The organism is Pseudomonas sp. UBA2684, assembly GCA_002354655.1.
Taxonomy (GTDB): domain Bacteria; phylum Pseudomonadota; class Gammaproteobacteria; order Pseudomonadales; family Pseudomonadaceae; genus Aquipseudomonas.
Genome location: DELY01000010.1, coordinates 31448 through 48696, shown reverse-complemented (window position 1 = coordinate 48696; position 17249 = coordinate 31448). Strand labels below are relative to the sequence as shown.

The window sequence follows — 17249 nt, the reverse complement described above, 5'->3', positions numbered from 1 at the left end:
TCGCCAGCAAGCTGGCTTCTACACGTACATCACACAACAACAAGAGGAAGCGCCCATGCTGCCCTTTAGTTTTGCCACCACCGCGCAGATTCTCTGCGAGACCGGCGCGTCCCGACGTCTGGCCGAGCTGTGCCGTGAGCGCGGCGCGCAGCGGGTGCTGATCGTCACCGACCCTGGCATCACCAAGCTCGGCTTGCTCGCCGAGGTGCTGCCCGGTTTTATCAGCGCCGGCATGACCGTGCAGGTCTACGACCAGGTGCTCGCCGATCCGCCGGAAGCCATCGTGCTCAACGCCGTGGCGCAGGCTAAGGCACTCAAGGCCGAGCTGATCGTCGGCTTCGGTGGCGGCAGCTCGATGGACGTGGCCAAACTGGTGGCCCTGCTGGCGCATCCAGACTGCCAACAGACGCTGCAAGACCTCTACGGCGTCGGCAACGCCAAGGGCCAGCGCCTGCCGTTGATTCAGGTGCCGACCACCGCCGGCACCGGTTCGGAAGTCACCCCGGTGGCGATTGTCACCACCGGCGCCACCACCAAGCTGGGGGTGGTGTCGCCGCTGTTGCTGCCGGACCTGGCGCTGCTCGACGCTGACCTAACCCTCGGCCTGCCGCCGGCGGTGACCGCCGCCACGGGGATCGATGCCATGGTGCACGCCATCGAGGCCTACACCAGCGCGCTGAAGAAGAACCCACTGTCCGATCTGCTCGCCCGCGAGGCGCTACGCCTGCTGGCCGCCAACCTCGACGAGGCGGTGCACAACGGCGGCAACCGCGAAGCACGCCAGGCCATGCTGCTCGGCGCTTGTCTGGCCGGCCAGGCCTTCGCCAACGCGCCAGTGGCGGCGGTGCATGCGCTGGCCTATCCGCTGGGCGGGCATTTCCATATTCCGCATGGCCTTTCCAATGCCCTGGTGCTGCCGCACGTGCTCGGCTTCAACGCCAGTGTGGCAGCGCCGCTGTACGCCGAACTGGCGCCATTGGTGCTCGGCGACTCGTTGCGCGCTGGCAGCGCCATGGACCAGACCGAGCAGTTCATCCTCGCCCTGGCCGATTTCAGCGAACGCAGCGGCCTGCCGACGCGTCTGCGCGATGCCGGCGTGCCGCAGGCCATGCTGCAACAACTGGCCGCCGACGCCATGCTGCAACAGCGCCTGCTGGTCAATAACCCACGGGAAATGACCGAGGAACATGCTCTGGCGATTTATCAGGTGGCCTATTGAGGCCATTTCGCGGCTAAAGCCCCTCCCACAGGCGCGCTATGCCCCGTGGGAGGGGCTTTAGCCGCGACGCTTCTGCTCTGCCGCCCACTCTAAGGACTCCCGATGACCCCCCCTCAACACCTGCGCCGCGACTACCGGCACTTTCAGCCGATCACCACGCGCTGGCACGACAACGATGTATACGGCCATGTAAATAACGTCACCTATTACAGCTACTTCGACAGCGCGGTGAATGCCTACCTGATCGAGGTCGGCGGTCTGGATATCCACAACGGCGGGGTGGTCGGTTTCGTGGTCAGTTCCAGCTGCGATTACTTCGCCTCCATCGCCTTCCCCGATGCCATCGAGATTGGCCTGCGCGTCGGCAAACTGGGCAACAGCTCGGTGCAATATGAACTGGCGGTGTTCAAGGCCGGTGAAGAGGAGGCCTGCGCGGCCGGGCGTTTCGTCCATGTGTTCGTCGATAGACAAACCAATCGGCCGCTGCCGATCCCGGAGCGGTTGCGCGCGGCCATGGCGAATCTGGCGCACGGCGCCGATTAGTTCGTGGGCTTAGGTGCGGTGGTTTGCGCCGCTTCTCTGGCCTGTTTTTCCTGAGTCTGCGCCTTTTGCGCCTGGGTATGAGACAGGTGGATGGTTCTGCTCAGTGCGGCGAGCTGTTCTTCCAGCGTCATGGGTGCGATTTGCACAGCGGTATCGTTGTTTATGACGTTTTCTAGTTGTGCCAAGCAGGCGGCCTTGATGTTTGGCTCTCCCGCCAGTTTGCTATTGAGGATATCCAGGCAGATATAGGTCTTGTCGTCAGCGTTCAGGATATTAAGAGCGACCTCTTTCACGGCCTGAGTGACGGTTTGTATGGTCTGGTCATTCGGCGTAAAGGTGCTGGCAGGGGTTGCGCTTTCGACGGTGGTTTTGTTCTCGGCGAAAGCCTGTCTGCGCGTCTGCAGGCCTTTCTCCAGGCTCTCGATGGTGTTCTTCAGGCTCACGCCGTTAGGCGCCTTTTGTTCGGTCTCGCTCAGGGCGTTGAATTTTGCCTTTTGCTCGGCGATGACCTCGGCGGTTTTGCCGAGGTCGGCCGCCACTTCGGCGCTGCTTTGGCTGCTGAGCGTGACATTGGGGCTGCGCACCACGCCGGTCAGTTGTTCGATGGCCATCAGCGCCACGGTATTGCGTTGGTTGCGGGTCAGCATCATCTGGTAGGCGGATTTGGAGATGCCACGGTTGGCATAGGCCTGGCAGATGCTATAGAGCTGATCCCGGAGCAATTGGATGCTGTGGGTGCGCAGGCCTATGTTCGCTCCCGACTCTTGGAAGGCGGCGGCTATTTCGACGGCCTCATGCTTGGCGGCGGCGCTGGCGGCAAAGGTTTTCAGGGCGTCTGGGCTGGCCTCGGGGCACACGGCGGTGAAGTGCTTCAAGACTTCTTTTTCGGTGCTCGAGCTGCCGGCTTTCTCGGTCAGCGTGAGCGTTTCCGTCATAGGGGTTCGGGTCACGATGCGCGTTTCGGCTTCCAGCTCCTGGTAATAGCCGAAGAGTGTGCAGCCGTTGAGCGATAACGCAGAGACGGCGACGGATATGGCGACGAGCTTGCGCATGGTGACTCCCTGTCGAGCGTGGTGGGTAATGGCTAGTCGCCATGCGCTGTAGATAAGTCCAAGGTTTTGCGTCGCGCAAGCGGGTGGCGCGTTCTTGATCTGGGCGTTTGTCGTTGGGTGTTTTGCCTCAGGTGGGTTGCGCTGGCGCTACTCTGTCAGCATCGCGCCGTTGCGAGCCAAGGAGAGCCCGGTCTGTATGTCCAATCCAACCCGTGAGCAGGCGCAGCAGCGCGCCGACCGGATACGTGCCTTCCAGCAGGAGCTGGCGCAGTTGCAGGCCGAGCAGGTGGTCAGCCTGGCGCCGGAGCAGCGCAGCGCGATCAGCCATTATCACCAGCGCCTGCTCAACCATTACGCCAGCAGCCTGGATATCGACGCCGATGCGCGCTCGCGTCAGTTGTCGCTGGGTATGCGGATTGCTTCGTTGTTCGGCGCCCTGGCGTTGGCGACCGGGCTGTTCTTTTTGTTCTACCAGTTCTGGGGGCTGTTCGGCGAGGTAGCGCAGGTGGCGATCCTGCTCGGCAGTGCCCTGGGCAGTGTGCTGCTGACGTTCTGGGTGCGGGCGCGCGACTCTTCGGGCTACTACGTCAAACTGGCGGCGCTGCTGAGCTTCGTGTGCTTCGTGCTGAACCTGGCGATGCTCGGGCAGATTTTCAACATCACCCCTTCGGACAAGGCCCTGCTGCCCTGGGGCGCGTTGGCTTTTTTGCTGGCCTACCAGTGCAACCAGCGTCTGTTGCTGGGGGTCGGCATCCTGTGTCTGGGGCTGTTCGTCGCCGCGCGGGTGAATGCCTGGGGCGGCTTCTACTGGTTGAGCCTGGGCGAGCGGCCGGAGAATTTCCTGCCGGTGGCGTTGCTGCTGTTCGGCATGCCGTTGCTGAGCGATCAGTCGCGCTACAGCGGGTTTGCCAGCCTGTACCGCAGCATGGCGTTGCTGGCCCTGTTCGTGCCGGTATTGCTGCTGTCCTATTGGGGCGAGGCGAGTTACTTGCCGTGGTCGAGCGCACTGATCGAATCGCTCTACCGGGTGCTCAGCTTCGGGCTGGCCGGGCTGGCCATCTGGCTGGGGATTCGCCGCGGCTGGCCGGAAGTGGTCAATCTCGGCCTGGTGTTCGCGGTGATTTTCCTCTACGCCAGGCTGTTCGACTGGTGGTGGGAGCTGCTGCCCAAATACCTGTTCTTCCTGTTGCTCGGTGCGCTCTCGGTGGTGCTTCTGGTGCTGCTGCAACGCTGGCGCAAGCGCGGCCTGGGAGGTGAGCAATGAAGACGCTGAGCACACGGGCTTGGCTCGGGTTGGCGTTGACGCTGATCGTGTTGAGCAATGCTGTGGCCCTGGTCGGGGTTTACTACAACCGCAGCGGTACGCCGCAGAGCCTTCTTACGCTGAGTGAGCGCGAGCTGTACCTGCCGTATGGCGATTGGCTGCACCGCGAGGACAACAGTGGGTTGCGCCTGGAGCTGATGTGGCGTCAGGCGAATGAGACGGGTCAGCTCGACTGGTTGCATGAGAGCAAGCTGCGCGCCTTGGGTTTCCGGGTGCCGGCCGATGGCGCGGAGCGTTTCAGTCGCCAGCTGGCGCGCCCCGTCTGGTTGGTATTGGAACTCGATGGTCCGGCCTACCGGCGCCAGGTGCAGCGCGCGCAGCACGCGCTGGCCGAGGCGCAGGAGCGCGTGCAAGCGCGCCCGGACGATCAGGAGCTGCAACGCCAGCGTGATGCCCTGCGCGAACAACAGGAACAGGAAGAGCGTTACGCCAGCCGCTTGTTCCTGATCGATGCGGGGCTCGATGCCGAGGCGTTGCGCGCGCAGTATCCGGATCGGCAGCGCCATGTGTTGCTGGCCGGGCGCTTGAAGCCGTATCACCGCAGCGGCAACACGGGGCCGCACTACACCGCGAGCATCCAGGCGGAGATTTCACGCATCAGCGTGCCGCCGGCCTTGCGCGCGGCATTCGCCGGCTGGCAGCAGGGCGTTGGCTACCGTGAGGGCCGCTTGCGCGTGCAGGCGCAGGTGGCATTCGGTCAGCGTCACGAACCCTGGATGATCGGTGCCACACGCTAACGCCGGGCATGAAAAAGGATGTGTTGAACCGTGCCGCCGGCTAGGCAATGCCTGGAACGCGGTAAGGCGTAGAGTGGGTTAGGCGCATGACCATGGACGCTCGGTTGCTGCATCGTCAGTTGCGGCGTAACCCACCAGAGGGGCTAGGCCGATTAACGTTTGCTGGGTTACGTGCGCAGTTGCTTTGCCAGCCCGCCTCGGCGCCACCAATCCAGCCTACAGAAAACGGGTACATAGTCATGAAAAAGCCCGCATCACGCGGGCTTGTTCGTTGCAGCGACGTCACTCAGTGGTGGCGATGCTTTTTGTGCTTCTTGTGTTTTTTGCCATGCCGGTGGCCGTCATCGTGGTCACGGTCGTCGTTGGCGAATTCGTTGCCGAGGGCGCCGCCGGCTGCACCGCCGAGGCCGGCACCGATGGTCGAGCCGGTGCTGCCGCCCACTTTGCCGCCGAGTACGGAGCCGCCGGCGGCGCCTAAGCCACCACCCAGTGCGGCTTCGGTTTTGTTGCCATCGCGGGCGGTGATCACCCCGCCGGCAGCGCCACCGACACCGGCACCGATTGCCGCGCCAGTGCTGCCGCCGACCTGCTGGCCGACGATATTGCCGAGCGCGCCACCGAGGCCGCTGCCGATGGCGACTTTACCGGTGTCGCCGGCAAATGCGAGCGGGACGATCAGGGCGCTGAGTGTCAACGCGGAAAGGAGTGTGCGCATACGGCAGACCTTCTCAAGGTAATAAGGCGCCCAGTCTATGGGCGGATCAGTAGCGGGCAAGTGCTGCACGCTGCTTCGTAATGATTAGATAGGGATTTGTCCGAAAATTCCCGCCGCTAGTCGGCTGGAAGGTGCTGCATTTCGGTCAAGCAGCGCGCTTGACCGAAATACCGCAGGCTCAATCGTCGTGATCGCGGTAGCGGCCGTGGTGTTTGTGGCGTTTGTAATGGCCGTGCTTATGGCCATGACCATGGCGGTGGCCGTCGCGGTAACGGCGGTCGTCGCGGTAATAACGGCGATCATCGTCGTCGTAACGGCTCTCGTTGCCGTAGTAGTTACCCAGCGCGCCACCGGCACCGCCGCCGACCGCCGCGCCGATCAGGCCGCCGCTGTTGCCGCCGACACGTTGGCCCACCACGTTGCCGCCGGCCGCGCCCAGGGCGCCACCGATGGCGGCTTCGGTACGGCTGCGCCGATCGGCGCCGACCGCGCTACCGGCCGCGCCGCCGACACCGGCGCCAATCGCGGCACCCGTGGTGCCGCCGACCTGTTGGCCGACGACCGCGCCCAACACCCCGCCCAGGGCGCCGCCAACACCGGCTTCGGTATTGCCAGCGAGCGCAGCAGCACTGGCCAGGCTCAGGGATAGCAGGAGTATCGAGGATAATTTCATGGTCAAGACAACCTCAGGGAACTGTGACGGCGCCGATCCTGAGGTCGCGCGAGGCGGGCGGCAAGCGCCGTTTGTCGGTCTTGCGGTTTTTTTCACGAAGTGCGAAAAAATCGCCGCAAGCACCGAACTACGGGGCCTGCGGCGTTGTCTGTGGTACTTGGTCAGGCGTGGTTTGCGGCGTTTTGATGGCCATATTCCAATCGCGCGCTGTTCAGAACGTGCGCAGCACGGCCGCATCCAGGCCGCCCCAAGCGCTCGCGGCCAAGGCCCCTCCTACCCAGCCAGTGCACGGCGCCTGGATCTGCCCAGGCTGTCGCTGTTTCGCGGTTAAAGCCGCGCCCATGAGGCGCTGGGCCAACGGCCACAGCGCCGCTGTCCATCACACAATCCGTTGCGTATCGTGCGCCGCGTGCAGGCGAATCGCGATGAATTTCGAGGTGGGCGTGAAGCTGCGCTCGCCGAAGCTTTCCAGCGGCACCAGCGGGTTGGCTTCCGGGTAATAGGCTGCGGCCTGGCCGGCGGGAATGTCAAAAGCCAGCAGGGTGAACCCCCGCACCTTGCGCTCCACGCCGTCATCCCACAGCGAGGTCAGGTCGACCTTCTGCCCCGGTTTGTAACCCAGGCGGATGATGTCGGCTTCATTGGCGAACAACACGTCGCGTTGCCCTTTGACCCCACGGTAGCGGTCGTCGAGGCCATAGATGGTGGTGTTGTACTGATCATGCGAGCGCAGGGTTTGCAGGATCAGGTCCGGCGTTTGTCCGCTGTTGCGCACTTGCGCGGGCAACAGGTCGTCGAGCAGCGCGTTGGCCCTGAAGTTGGCCTTGCCAGTGGTGGTGTTCCAGCGCCGCGCCCCGGCCGAGTTGCCCAGGTAGAAGCCGCCCGGATGTTGCACGCGCCGGTTGAAATCGCTGAAACCGGGGATGGTGTCGGCGATCAGCTCGCGGATGCGGTCGTAGTCGGCAATCAGCGCGTCCCAGTCCACCGGGTGGTTGCCCAGGGTGGCCTTGGCGATGCCGGCAACGATGGCCGGCTCCGAGCGCATCTGCGGCGACAGCGGTTCGAGCTGGCCGTAGGAGGCGTGGATCATGCTGAACGAGTCTTCCACGGTCACCGCCTGCGCGCCGCTGGCCTGGTGATCGATGTCGGTACGCCCGAGACACGGCAGGATCAGCGCATCGCCGCCGATGGTCAGGTGGCTGCGGTTGAGCTTGGTGCTGATCTGCACGTTCAGTGCGCAGTTGCGCAGCGCCTGGTGGGTGCGCGGGCTGTCGGGGGTGGCTTGGGCGAAGTTGCCGCCCAGGCCGATAAACACCTTGGCTTGACCATCGAGCATGGCGTTGATCGCCTCGACGGTGTTGTGGCCGTTGGCGCGCGGCACCTGGAACTGCAAGCGCTTTTCCAGCGCATCGAGGAAGGCCGCCGCTGGGCGATCATTGATGCCCATGGTGCGGTCGCCCTGCACGTTGCTGTGGCCGCGCACCGGACACAGGCCGGCGCCGGGGCGGCCGAGGTTGCCGCGCAGCAGTTGCAGGTTGACGATTTCCTGAATGGTCGCCACCGAGTGGTGGTGCTGGGTGATGCCCATGGCCCAGCAGATGATCACCCGTTCGGCGCGGCGGTACATGTGTGCGGCCTGCTCGATTTCGTCGAGGCTCAGGCCGGATTGCGCCACCAGCGAGTCCCAGGAGCTGGCGTCCAGGGTTGCCAGGTAGGCATCGATACCGTCGGTGTGTTCGGCGATAAAGGCCTGATCGAACACCGCCGGCTCGCCCTGGGCAATGGCATCGCGCTGCCACTGCAAGAGAAACTTGGCGATGCCGCGTAGCGCCGCCATGTCGCCGCCCAGGGCCGGGCGGAAGAACGCGGTGTTCAGCGGCTCGGAGCCGTTGGTGAGCATTTCCAGGGCGTGTTGCGGATGCTGGAAGCGTTCCAGGCCGCGCTCTTTCAGCGGATTGAAGCAGACCACCTGGGCGCCGCGTTTCACCGCTTCGCGCAGCGGTTCGAGCATGCGCGGGTGGTTGGTGCCGGGGTTCTGGCCGAGCACGAAAATCGCGTCGGCGTGCTCGAAGTCGGCGAAGGTCACGCTGCCTTTACCGATCCCCACGCTTTGTCCCAAGGCCACGCCGCTGGCCTCGTGGCACATGTTCGAGCAGTCGGGAAAGTTGTTGGTGCCGAAGGCGCGCACGAACAGCTGGTAGAGATAGGCCGCTTCGTTGCTGGCCCGGCCGGAGGTGTAGAACTCGGCCTGGTTGGGGCTCTCCAGGGCGTTCAGGTGCTGGGCGACGAGGGCGAAGGCGGCGTCCCAGGTCACTGGCAGGTAGCGGTCGGATGCGGCGTCATAGCGCAGCGGCTCGGTCAGCCGGCCCTGGTATTCGAGCCAGTAATCGCTCTGCTCGCGCAGTTGGCTGACGCTGTAGCGGGCGAAGAAAGCGGCGTCCACGCGGCGCTTGGTGGCTTCCCAGTTGACCGCCTTGGCGCCGTTCTCGCAGAACTTGATGTGACCGTCTTCCGGCGAATCGCCCCAGGCGCAACCGGGGCAGTCGAAGCCGCCGTTCTGGTTGGTCTTGAGCAGCGCCCGCAGGTTCTTGAAGGGCTGCTTACTGTCCAGCCAGAAGTGCGTCACGCTGCGCAGGGCGCCCCAGCCGGCGGCGGCGCCTGTGTAGGGTTTGTAGCGGGGATTGATGGGTTGCAGGCTCATGGTTGTGGTGCTCTTGCAGGCGGCGCCGGGCTGTAGACCCGCGGCGCGCTGTGATGGGGCAAATGGATCAGGTTGAGCTGGTGCTGCCGCGCCCATTGCACGGTCAGCGCGGTGGGCGCCGAGAGGCTGACCAGGGTGGCGATGCCGGCGCGTACCGCCTTGTGGATCAGCTCCAGGCTGCAGCGACTGGTGACCACCACGAAGCCCGCGCGCGGGCTGTGGCCGTCGCGGTGCAGGGCGCCGATCAACTTGTCCAGGGCGTTGTGCCGGCCGATGTCTTCGCGGCACAGGTCGATGTCGCCCTGGCCATCGACGAACAGCGCGGCATGCAGGGCGCCGCTTTGGCGCGCCAGGCGCTGGGCGCCATTGATGCGTTCACGCAGCCCGCGCAGGTGCTCGGCGGCGGGCAGCGGGCTGGGCGGCAGCACAGTGAGTTGCGGCAGGGCCTGCTCCAGTGCCTCGACGCCGCACAGGCCGCAGCCGCTGGTGCCGGCCAGTTGCCGGCGCTGCTGCTTGAGCGCCCAGAACGCGCGGTTGCTGATGTCCACTTCGGCATTCAGGGCGGCGCCGAGGCGCTTCAGGCGGATGTCATAAATTTCGTCGATGGTGTTGATCAGGCCACTGCTCAGGCTGAAGCCGGCGATGAAATCCTCCACCGCCGAGGGCGAAACCATCATCACCGCATGGCTGAGGCCGTTGTAGCTGATCGCCAGGGCGCATTCCTCGGCCAGCACGGCATCGGCCACCTGGGCCGTGGCATCGAGTTCGGCATAGGCGTAACCGCTGGGCGCCGACGCTGCGGTGTGGGCCGGGGCCGGGGTGACGCTGAGGGCGGGGCGTGGCATGGGCAGACTTCCCTGCGACGGATTGACTCATGAGCCTAGGCCGCTGCGGCGGGTGCGTCTAATCGCTATTACCGATGTAGTGATCGAGTGCATCTATCGGTCGTGCAGCGCCGCTAGTGCGTGCGCTGGTCTCGGTATCGGCGGCGTAGGGCGGACATGGCGAAGCCTGGTCCACCGTGGGTGTGATGGATTGGCGCTTAGCCGACCGTTGAAAAACTACCTGCGTTGGCAATACTGCGTTAAAAACGGCCTGTTAGCCCTTGAGCAGGCTTCTGGCTTCGGCGAAGCAGGCGTCGGCCAACGCCGAACGCGGGGCGCTGCGGCGCATGATCAGGCCCAGCGGGGCGAGGGTGTGGGCGTCTTCGATGGGTGTCAGCGCCAGGTGTTCGGTGAAGTCGGCGAGGCCGCTGTTGAGCGGCATGATCGCGCAGCACAGCCCGGCGCTGACCGCTTGTAGCAACTGGTGCACGGCATCGGTTTCCAGGCGCGGCGTCGGTGTCAGCCCGCGCGAGCGGAAGCTGTGGTCGATCGATTGGCGAAAATGCATGCCGGCCGAGAGCAGGCCGAGCGGCAGTTCGATCAGGCTTTCCCAGCGCAGCTCGCGGCTGGTGAACTGGAAATGCCGGCGGTCATACAGCAGGCCCATGCGGGTTTCGGCCAACTCCAGGCTGTCGAAGTGTTCGCGGTCGAGGCGATCGAGGTAGGACAGGCCGAGGTCGAGCTGGTTGCGCCCGAGGCGTTCGAGAATCTGTTCGCTGCTCAGGGCGAACAGCTGGAAACGCAGGTTCGGGTGCTCGTCGGCGAACAGTTGCACCAGGCGCATCGGGTCGAAGCCGGCCAGCGGCACCACGCCCAGGCGCAGGGTGCCGACCAGTTGCCCACGGCAGGCGGCGGCTTCGGCATACAGGCCATCATGCGCGGCCATCACGCTGCGCGCCCAGGTCAGAATCCGTTCGCCTTCCTCGCTGAAACCCTCGAAGCGCTGGCCGCGGCGTACCAGTTGCAGGCCGAGTTCTTCTTCGAGGTTGCGCAGGCGCATCGACAGGGTCGGCTGGGTGATGTGGCAGCGCGCGGCGGCTTGGCCGAAATGCCGGGTCTCGTCCAGGGCGATGAGGAACTTCAGCTGTTTGATGTCCATGCTCACCTGCGTGGTGTGGAAGCGGCTGCGCCGCGAGTCGTGTCTGCAAACGGGTGCGCTGGCTGGGTTTATAAACCCTGCAGCAGTGCGCGGTAATCCTCCAGCGCGGCGAACTCCTCGGTGTCCTTCGGGCCTTGGCGGCTGTCCGGCTGGCGCACCGCGAGCAAATGGCCGACACCGAAGGTGCCGGCGCTGCGCAGGATCGGCAGGCTGTCGTCGATAAACAGGCTGCGCGCCGGATCGAAGCCGAAGTCCTGTTGCAGGGCATGCCAGAACTGCTGGTCTTCCTTGGCGAAGCCGTAATCGTGGGAGCTGATCAGGCGGTCGAAGTAGGGCGCCAGCTCGATGCGTTCGAGTTTCAGCGACAGCGAATCGCGGTGCGCATTGGTGATCAGCGCCACGCGTTTACCGGCGACGCGCAGGGCGGCGAGGAAGGTGTCGGCGTCCGGGCGCAGGGCGATCAGTTCGGCCACTTCGCGCTTGAGGTCGCGGATCGACAGGTTCAGCTCGCGGCTCCAGAAATCCGTGCAGTACCAGTTGAGCTGGCCGGCATGTTCACGAAACAGCGGCAGCAGTTCGGCGTCGGCCAGGGCGCGGCTGACGCCATGGTGCTCGGCGTAGCGCTGCGGCAGGTGTTCCAGCCAGAAGTGGTTGTCGAAGTGCAGGTCGAGCAAGGTGCCGTCCATGTCCAGCAGGACGGTGTCGATCTCGCTCCAGGGTAACGATGGCATGGCAGATTCTTCGGCTGGTGTTGCGGAGGCTGTCGCGATTCGGCTAGCAACCGTCGTCATCGCGCAATCTCCAGCGGGGATAATCGGAACAGGCACGGTATGATAACCCGCCACGTCACGCCACCAAGGTGCAGGCAGACCGATCCGCGGCGCGCGCGCCATGCGTGGCCAACAGGCCGTGTCTCACCCGTTCAAGGAGCCGCTCCATGCGTCAGAAACCCACCGTACTCGCCCGCGAGATTGTCGCCAGCAGTCGCTTGTTTCGCGTCGAGGAACTGCAACTGCGCTTTGCCAACGGCGTGGAACGGACCTATGAACGGCTGGTGGGCAAGGGTGCGGGTTATGGCGCGGTGATGATCGTGGCGATGGCCGACGACGAGCATGCCTTGCTGGTCGAAGAGTATTGCGGCGGCACCGACGACTACCAGCTGTCGCTGCCCAAGGGCTTGATCGAGCCGGGCGAGGATGTGCTGGCGGCGGCGAATCGTGAGCTGAAGGAAGAGGCCGGGTTTGGCGCGCGGCAACTGGAGCATCTGACCGAACTGAGCCTGTCGCCTGGCTACATGAGCCAGAAAATTCAGGTGGTGTTGGCCTGCGACCTCTACGAGGAAAGCCTGCCGGGCGATGAGCCCGAGCCGATGCGTGTCGACAAGGTCAACCTGCGTGAGCTGTCGAGCCTGATTCAGCACCCGCAGTTCAGCGAGGGCCGCGCCCTGGCCGCGTTGTACCTGGCCCGCGACCTGCTGATCCAGCGTGGGAGTTTTAGTCTGTGAGCCATCCCCTGATTCCCGCGGTGATCCAGTTGGTGCGCGACGCCGGCGCGGCGATCCTGCCGCATTGGCGCGCCGGTGTGCAGGTCACCGAGAAGGCCGACGCCTCGCCGGTCACCGCCGCCGACATGGCCGCCCATCACATTCTCAACGATGGCCTGCGCGCCCTCGATGCGAGCATCCCGGTGCTCTCCGAAGAGGCGGCGGAGATTGCCCTGAGCGAGCGCGCACAATGGACCCGCTGGTGGTTGGTCGACCCGCTGGACGGCACCAAGGAATTTATCGCCGGCAGCGAGGAATTCACCGTCAACGTCGCGCTGATCGAGCACGGCCGCGTGGTGTTCGGGGTGGTCGGGATTCCGGCGCATGGCCGCTGCTACTGCGGTGGCGCCGGCCTGGGTGCCTGGCGCGCCGAGGCCGAGGTGAGCGCCGAGCCGATCAGTGTGCGCCTGGCGCCGGCGGATGCCTTTACCGTGGTCGCCAGCCGCCGCCATTCCAGCCCAGCGCAGGAGCGCTTGCTGGAGGGCTTGAGCGAGCGTTTCGGCGACCTGCAACTGGCCAGCGTCGGCAGTTCCTTGAAGTTCTGCCAATTGGCCGAAGGCAATGCCGATTGCTACCCGCGCCTGGCGCCGACCTCGCAATGGGACACCGCCGCCGCCCAGGGCGTGCTGGAAGGTGCCGGTGGCGAGGTGCTGACGCTCAAGGGCGAGGTGTTGACCTACGAAGCGCGTGAATCGCTGCTCAACCCGTCTTTCCTGGCCTTGCCGGCCGCCGCCGAATGGCGCGCCGAGCTGATCCAACTGGCCCGCGCGCTGGATTGAGCGAGCGGCATCGAGCCGCGCAGGTTAGCCGCGTTACCCATCGCCGCATGTTGATGGGTATCGCGTTGCTCAACCCATCCTACAGATGCATCCCCGGCTTGGTTCAGTCGAGCATATCTGCGTAGCGGTCGTCCTGTTTAAACACCAGCGGCTGGACGAAGCCCGGCACCTTGATCTGTGTGGTGCCGAGTTCGATGGCTTTGTCGTCGATCAGGTCGTGGCCGAAGTTGTAGATGATCTCCAGCTGGCCGCGTAGCGCCTGCTCGTCGTAGGCGCGGGCGGCGGCGCGGGTGCTTTCGCGGCGCGCGGTGTAGGCGGCGAAGGCGGCGTCGCCGTGGCGTTTGCGCAGCATCTTGTCGACCACGTGCGGGGCCAGTAGCAGGGCGCTGGCGTTGTTGCCGCCGAAGCCCTTGGAGTTGATAAAGCACACGTCGAGTTGCTCGGGGGCGCGCTGACGGTCGCTGTTGGCGAAGCTCAGGTGCTGCTGGTGCACGTCATCGGCAACGCTGTCGATGGTCTTGATCCCCGGAATGATGCCGTACTTGAAACTGCCCAGGGCGGAGATCACCTGGTCGCCGCTGGCGGTGGCCAGGGAATGGCCGACGAAGGCTTTGACCGCGGTGACCGGCCATTGCTCGATGGCGAAGGCGGCGGCGATGCGGTCGAGGATTTCCGATTCGGTGACGCGGTTGGCCGGGGTGCTGGACCCGTGGGCATGCACGAAGCTGCGCTGGCGCACGGCGTCGATGCCGAGCAGTTGCACGGCGCTGGCCACGGCCTTGGACACGGTCAGGTAGTTGCCCGGCCCGGGAGCGGAGATGGATTTCTTGAAGCCGTCGGCATTGATGAACACGTCCGGCACCGCGCCATGGATGTCGGCGCCCAGCTGCAGGGCCAGCTCGTCGTCCATCAGCACCACGAACTGGCAGGCTTCGGCCAGGGTGAAGCCGCAGTTCTCGCCGAACGGGCGGCTGGCGCGGCGGAAGTCCACCTGCTCTTGGGCCATCTCGGTCTTGCCTTCGATCTGCCGTAGACCGTCTTCGGTGGCCAGCGCGCCCATGGCGCCGTAGCCCTCGATGCATTCCTGATTGATCGGTGCCTCGCTGTTGCCGACGATGGCCACTCGCGCCTTGCCGCTCGCGATCTGCTCGATACCTTTTTGCAGGTTGTAGAGGAAGGTCGCGCAGGCGCCGGTGACGCTGCCGGTGGTGCCGACGCTGCCGAGCACGTAGGCGTTGATGAAGTCCGCCGGCATAGTGTTGAGGCCCAGGGCCAGCTGCTTGGCGGTAACCCGGCCGCCCTTGAGGCGCGATTGCATCAGGCCGCCGAAGCCGTTTTCGTCGAGTTGGCTCATGATGCTGCCGGCGAATACGGCGATTTCGTCCGGCGCCACGCAGTCGACGATCGATTGCCACGGCAGGCCGGTGGAGCGCAGCGCGTCGGTCACTCCGACCACGGTCATTTGCAGGCCGCGCGGGTGAAAGCGCGAGTTGTACAGCTCACCCGGCTCGAAGCCGCTGGGCAGTTGCCCGGCGGATTTCACCGGCAGGGCGCGGTAGCTGTCGACCTTGAATTCGCAGTTGTCGTGCAGGGTGACGCATACCTCGGTGGCGTTCAGCTCCTCCACCGACCAGTTGCCCGGCAGTGGCTCGGGCAGTTGCTTGCGGTGGGTGACGAAGGTCAGCGGCGCGCTGGAGGTGCCGCTGACGCTGAGGTTTTTCTGCCAGTGCGCGGCGTCGACGTCCAGGTGCTGCTTTTCGATGCGCCGCACCAGGGTCGAGGCGAGGATCTGCTTGGCGAAGCGCTGGTCGATCTCGGCCAGGCTCAGCACGCTACCGTCGTCACTCTGGTAGGCGCCGTCGACCACGCGCAGCAGTTTCATCATCACCGCGAGGCCGGCGAGGGTTTCCTGGCGCGCCTGGATGTCCAGCGATTCGAGCACGGTACGGCGAAAGCCGTGGTGAAAGGAGCTGCGCCCAGCGGCGTTATAACCACCAAAACCAACGATCACAGGTAAGCGAGACTTCACGCGGGAACTCCTTCAAATAAAGACGCCGGACAAGCTCAGATAACGCGATGAAGGCTTGTTGTCCTGCAACTGGATGGCTCCAGCGCACGACAGTGACCACGGGCTGGCCACCGGCTCGACTGTTCGGATGCCTATGCTGACGCGATCTGTGACCTATGAGTCACGGCTTCGACCAAGGTCGCGATTCGCTAAAACCATACCCCTGCTAGGGTTTCTCCACGTAATAAGGCCCTGCCGGAGAACCATAATGAACAGCGTCAACCCTTACGAATACGGCATGCCGCGCGATGCCGCGAACTTCCAGGCGCTCAGTCCATTGAGCTTCCTCGAGCGCGCGGCGAGTGTCTATCCGCAGCGCCTGGCGCTGATCAACGGCGGCCTGCGGCAGACCTGGGGCGAGACCTACAGCCGCTGCATTCGGTTGGCGTCGGCCTTGGCTCAGCGCGGGATTGGCCTGGGCGATACGGTGGCGGTGATCGCGCCGAACGGCCCGGCGATGTTCGAGGCGCACTTCGGCGTGCCGATGTGCGGCGCGGTGCTGAATGCCATCAACACCCGCCTGGATGCGCAAACCATCGGCTTTATCCTGCAACACGGCGAAGCCAAGGTGCTGCTGGTCGACAAGGAGTTCGGCGAGCTGGTGCAGCGCGCCACCAGCCATATGCCGAAGCGGCCGCTGATCATCGCGATCGATGACCCCGAGTATGCCGAGGGCCTGCTGATCGGTGAGCTGGATTACGAGGCCCTGCTCGCCGAAGGCGACCCGGATTACGCCTGGAGCCTGCCGGCGGACGAGTGGCAGGCCATCGCCCTGAACTACACCTCCGGCACCACCGGCAACCCCAAGGGCGTGGTCTATCACCACCGCGGCGCGCACCTGAATGCGCTGTCCAATGCCATGTGCTGGGACATGACCCGCTTCCCGGTGTACCTGTGGACGCTGCCGATGTTCCATTGCAACGGTTGGTGCTTCCCCTGGGCGCTGGCCGCCTACGTCGGGGTCAATGTGTGCCTGCGCCATGTGCGGGCCGAGGCGATTTACCCGGCGCTGGCCGAGCACGCGGTCGATCATTTCTGCGGCGCGCCCATCGTGCTCAACATGCTGGCCAATGCCGCGCCCGAACTGAAGGCGCTGAAAACCCGCCCGGTGAAAGTGCTGACCGCTGGCGCCGCACCGCCGGCGGCGGTGATCGAGGCGATGGAAGCGCTGGCGTTCCGCGTTACCCACGTCTATGGCCTGACCGAAACCTACGGCCCCAGCGTGGCCTGCGAATGGAAGGCCGAGTGGGACAACGAATCGGCGGAGCAACGGGCGCGCCTGAAGTCGCGCCAGGGCGTGCGTGCGCCACTGCTCGACGGGCTGATGGTGGCCGACCCTGAGACCCTGCAGCCGGTGCCCAAGGACGGCCAGACCATCGGCGAGATTTTCATGCGCGGCAACGTGGTGATGAAGGGCTACCTGAAAAATCCTACGGCCACCGCCGATGCCTTCGCCGGCGGCTGGTTTCATTCCGGCGACCTGGCGGTGTGGCATGCCGACGGCTATGTGGAAATCAAGGATCGCTCCAAGGACATCATTATTTCCGGTGGCGAGAACATCTCCTCGATCGAAGTGGAAGACGTGCTCTACCGCCATCCGCAGATCCTTGAAGCCGCGGTGGTGGCGATGCCCAGTGTGAAGTGGGGCGAAACCCCCTGTGCCTTCGTCACCCCGCGCGAGGGCGTCGAGTTGACGGCGGAGGCGGTGATCACGTTCTGTCAGCAGCACATGGCGCGTTTCAAGGTGCCCGGCGCGGTAGTGTTCGCCAGCCTGCCGAAAACCTCCACCGGCAAGGTGCAGAAGTTTGTCCTGCGCGAGCAGGCCAAGGTCCTGGCCGCAGCAGCTGAGTAAGGTTGGCCGGGCGGCGCTACACCCAGCACCAGCTCGGCGGGATTCACGCCACTCCACAGC

Annotated in this window: 15 protein-coding genes; 7 read left to right on the top strand and 8 right to left on the bottom strand. The window is 64.9% G+C overall.

What is annotated here, in order from left to right; genetic code table 11:
• Positions 1-55: 55 nt before the first annotated feature.
• Together B3M58_RS05170 and B3M58_RS05165 are read left to right on the top strand one after the other, a co-directional pair.
• Positions 56-1219 (top strand): iron-containing alcohol dehydrogenase, encoded by a 1164-nt coding sequence (locus tag B3M58_RS05170; RefSeq protein ID WP_296217609.1) that lies wholly within the window; start codon positions 56-58, stop codon positions 1217-1219.
• A 102-nt stretch (positions 1220-1321) separates the two neighbouring features.
• The gene (locus B3M58_RS05165; protein WP_296217499.1) at positions 1322-1762 is read left to right on the top strand and encodes an acyl-CoA thioesterase; all 441 of its coding nucleotides are present in this window, start codon (positions 1322-1324) and stop codon (positions 1760-1762) included.
• Here the strand turns inward: B3M58_RS05165 and B3M58_RS05160 are convergent.
• Positions 1759-2814 (bottom strand): hypothetical protein, encoded by a 1056-nt coding sequence (locus B3M58_RS05160; protein WP_296217498.1) that lies wholly within the window; start codon positions 2812-2814, stop codon positions 1759-1761. The genes B3M58_RS05165 and B3M58_RS05160 overlap by 4 nt on opposite strands.
• 196 nt (positions 2815-3010) lie before the next feature.
• Between B3M58_RS05160 and B3M58_RS05155 the strand changes: the two genes are divergently transcribed.
• A complete protein-coding gene (locus B3M58_RS05155) occupies positions 3011-4078 on the top strand; it encodes a DUF2157 domain-containing protein (protein ID WP_296217497.1) in 1068 nt (355 codons plus the stop codon).
• Complete coding sequence (locus B3M58_RS05150) at positions 4075-4875, top strand: DUF4824 family protein (protein WP_296217496.1); 801 nt, start codon at positions 4075-4077, stop codon at positions 4873-4875. The genes B3M58_RS05155 and B3M58_RS05150 overlap by 4 nt, the downstream gene beginning before the upstream one ends.
• A 286-nt stretch (positions 4876-5161) precedes the next feature.
• On the opposite strand, the gene B3M58_RS05145 is transcribed toward B3M58_RS05150, so the two are convergent.
• The 6 genes from B3M58_RS05145 to yrfG form a co-directional block, all read right to left on the bottom strand.
• Positions 5162-5590, bottom strand: a complete 429-nt coding sequence (locus tag B3M58_RS05145) for a glycine zipper domain-containing protein (protein WP_296217495.1) — start codon at positions 5588-5590, stop codon at positions 5162-5164.
• A gap of 178 nt (positions 5591-5768) precedes the next feature.
• On the bottom strand, positions 5769-6263 hold the full coding sequence (locus tag B3M58_RS05140; protein ID WP_296217494.1) for a YMGG-like glycine zipper-containing protein: 495 nt from the start codon (positions 6261-6263) through the stop codon (positions 5769-5771).
• A 379-nt stretch (positions 6264-6642) separates the two neighbouring features.
• Positions 6643-8964: an FdhF/YdeP family oxidoreductase gene (locus B3M58_RS05135; RefSeq protein ID WP_296217493.1), complete on the bottom strand. Its 2322-nt coding sequence runs from the start codon at positions 8962-8964 to the stop codon at positions 6643-6645.
• Positions 8961-9809: a formate dehydrogenase accessory sulfurtransferase FdhD gene (fdhD, locus tag B3M58_RS05130; RefSeq protein WP_296217492.1), complete on the bottom strand. Its 849-nt coding sequence runs from the start codon at positions 9807-9809 to the stop codon at positions 8961-8963. The genes B3M58_RS05135 and fdhD overlap by 4 nt, the downstream gene beginning before the upstream one ends.
• Positions 9810-10062: 253 nt before the next feature.
• A complete protein-coding gene (locus tag B3M58_RS05125) occupies positions 10063-10947 on the bottom strand; it encodes a LysR family transcriptional regulator (RefSeq protein ID WP_296217491.1) in 885 nt (294 codons plus the stop codon).
• A 68-nt stretch (positions 10948-11015) separates the two neighbouring features.
• A complete protein-coding gene (gene yrfG, locus B3M58_RS05120; protein ID WP_296217490.1) occupies positions 11016-11678 on the bottom strand; it encodes a GMP/IMP nucleotidase in 663 nt (220 codons plus the stop codon).
• Positions 11679-11884: 206 nt separating this feature from the next.
• Between yrfG and nudE the strand changes: the two genes are divergently transcribed.
• Entirely contained in the window at positions 11885-12451 is a 567-nt protein-coding gene (gene nudE, locus B3M58_RS05115; RefSeq protein WP_296217489.1) for an ADP compounds hydrolase NudE, read from the top strand.
• On the top strand, positions 12448-13269 hold the full coding sequence (cysQ, locus tag B3M58_RS05110; RefSeq protein WP_296217488.1) for a 3'(2'),5'-bisphosphate nucleotidase CysQ: 822 nt from the start codon (positions 12448-12450) through the stop codon (positions 13267-13269). Before nudE ends, cysQ begins: the two co-directional genes overlap by 4 nt.
• Positions 13270-13372: 103 nt before the next feature.
• Here the strand turns inward: cysQ and B3M58_RS05105 are convergent, their stop codons facing one another.
• A complete protein-coding gene (locus tag B3M58_RS05105; RefSeq protein WP_296217487.1) occupies positions 13373-15298 on the bottom strand; it encodes a beta-ketoacyl synthase in 1926 nt (641 codons plus the stop codon).
• 247 nt (positions 15299-15545) lie between these two features.
• On the opposite strand from B3M58_RS05105, the gene B3M58_RS05100 reads away from it, so the two are divergent.
• A complete protein-coding gene (locus B3M58_RS05100) occupies positions 15546-17189 on the top strand; it encodes an acyl-CoA synthetase (protein WP_296217486.1) in 1644 nt (547 codons plus the stop codon).
• Positions 17190-17249 lie beyond the last annotated feature (60 nt).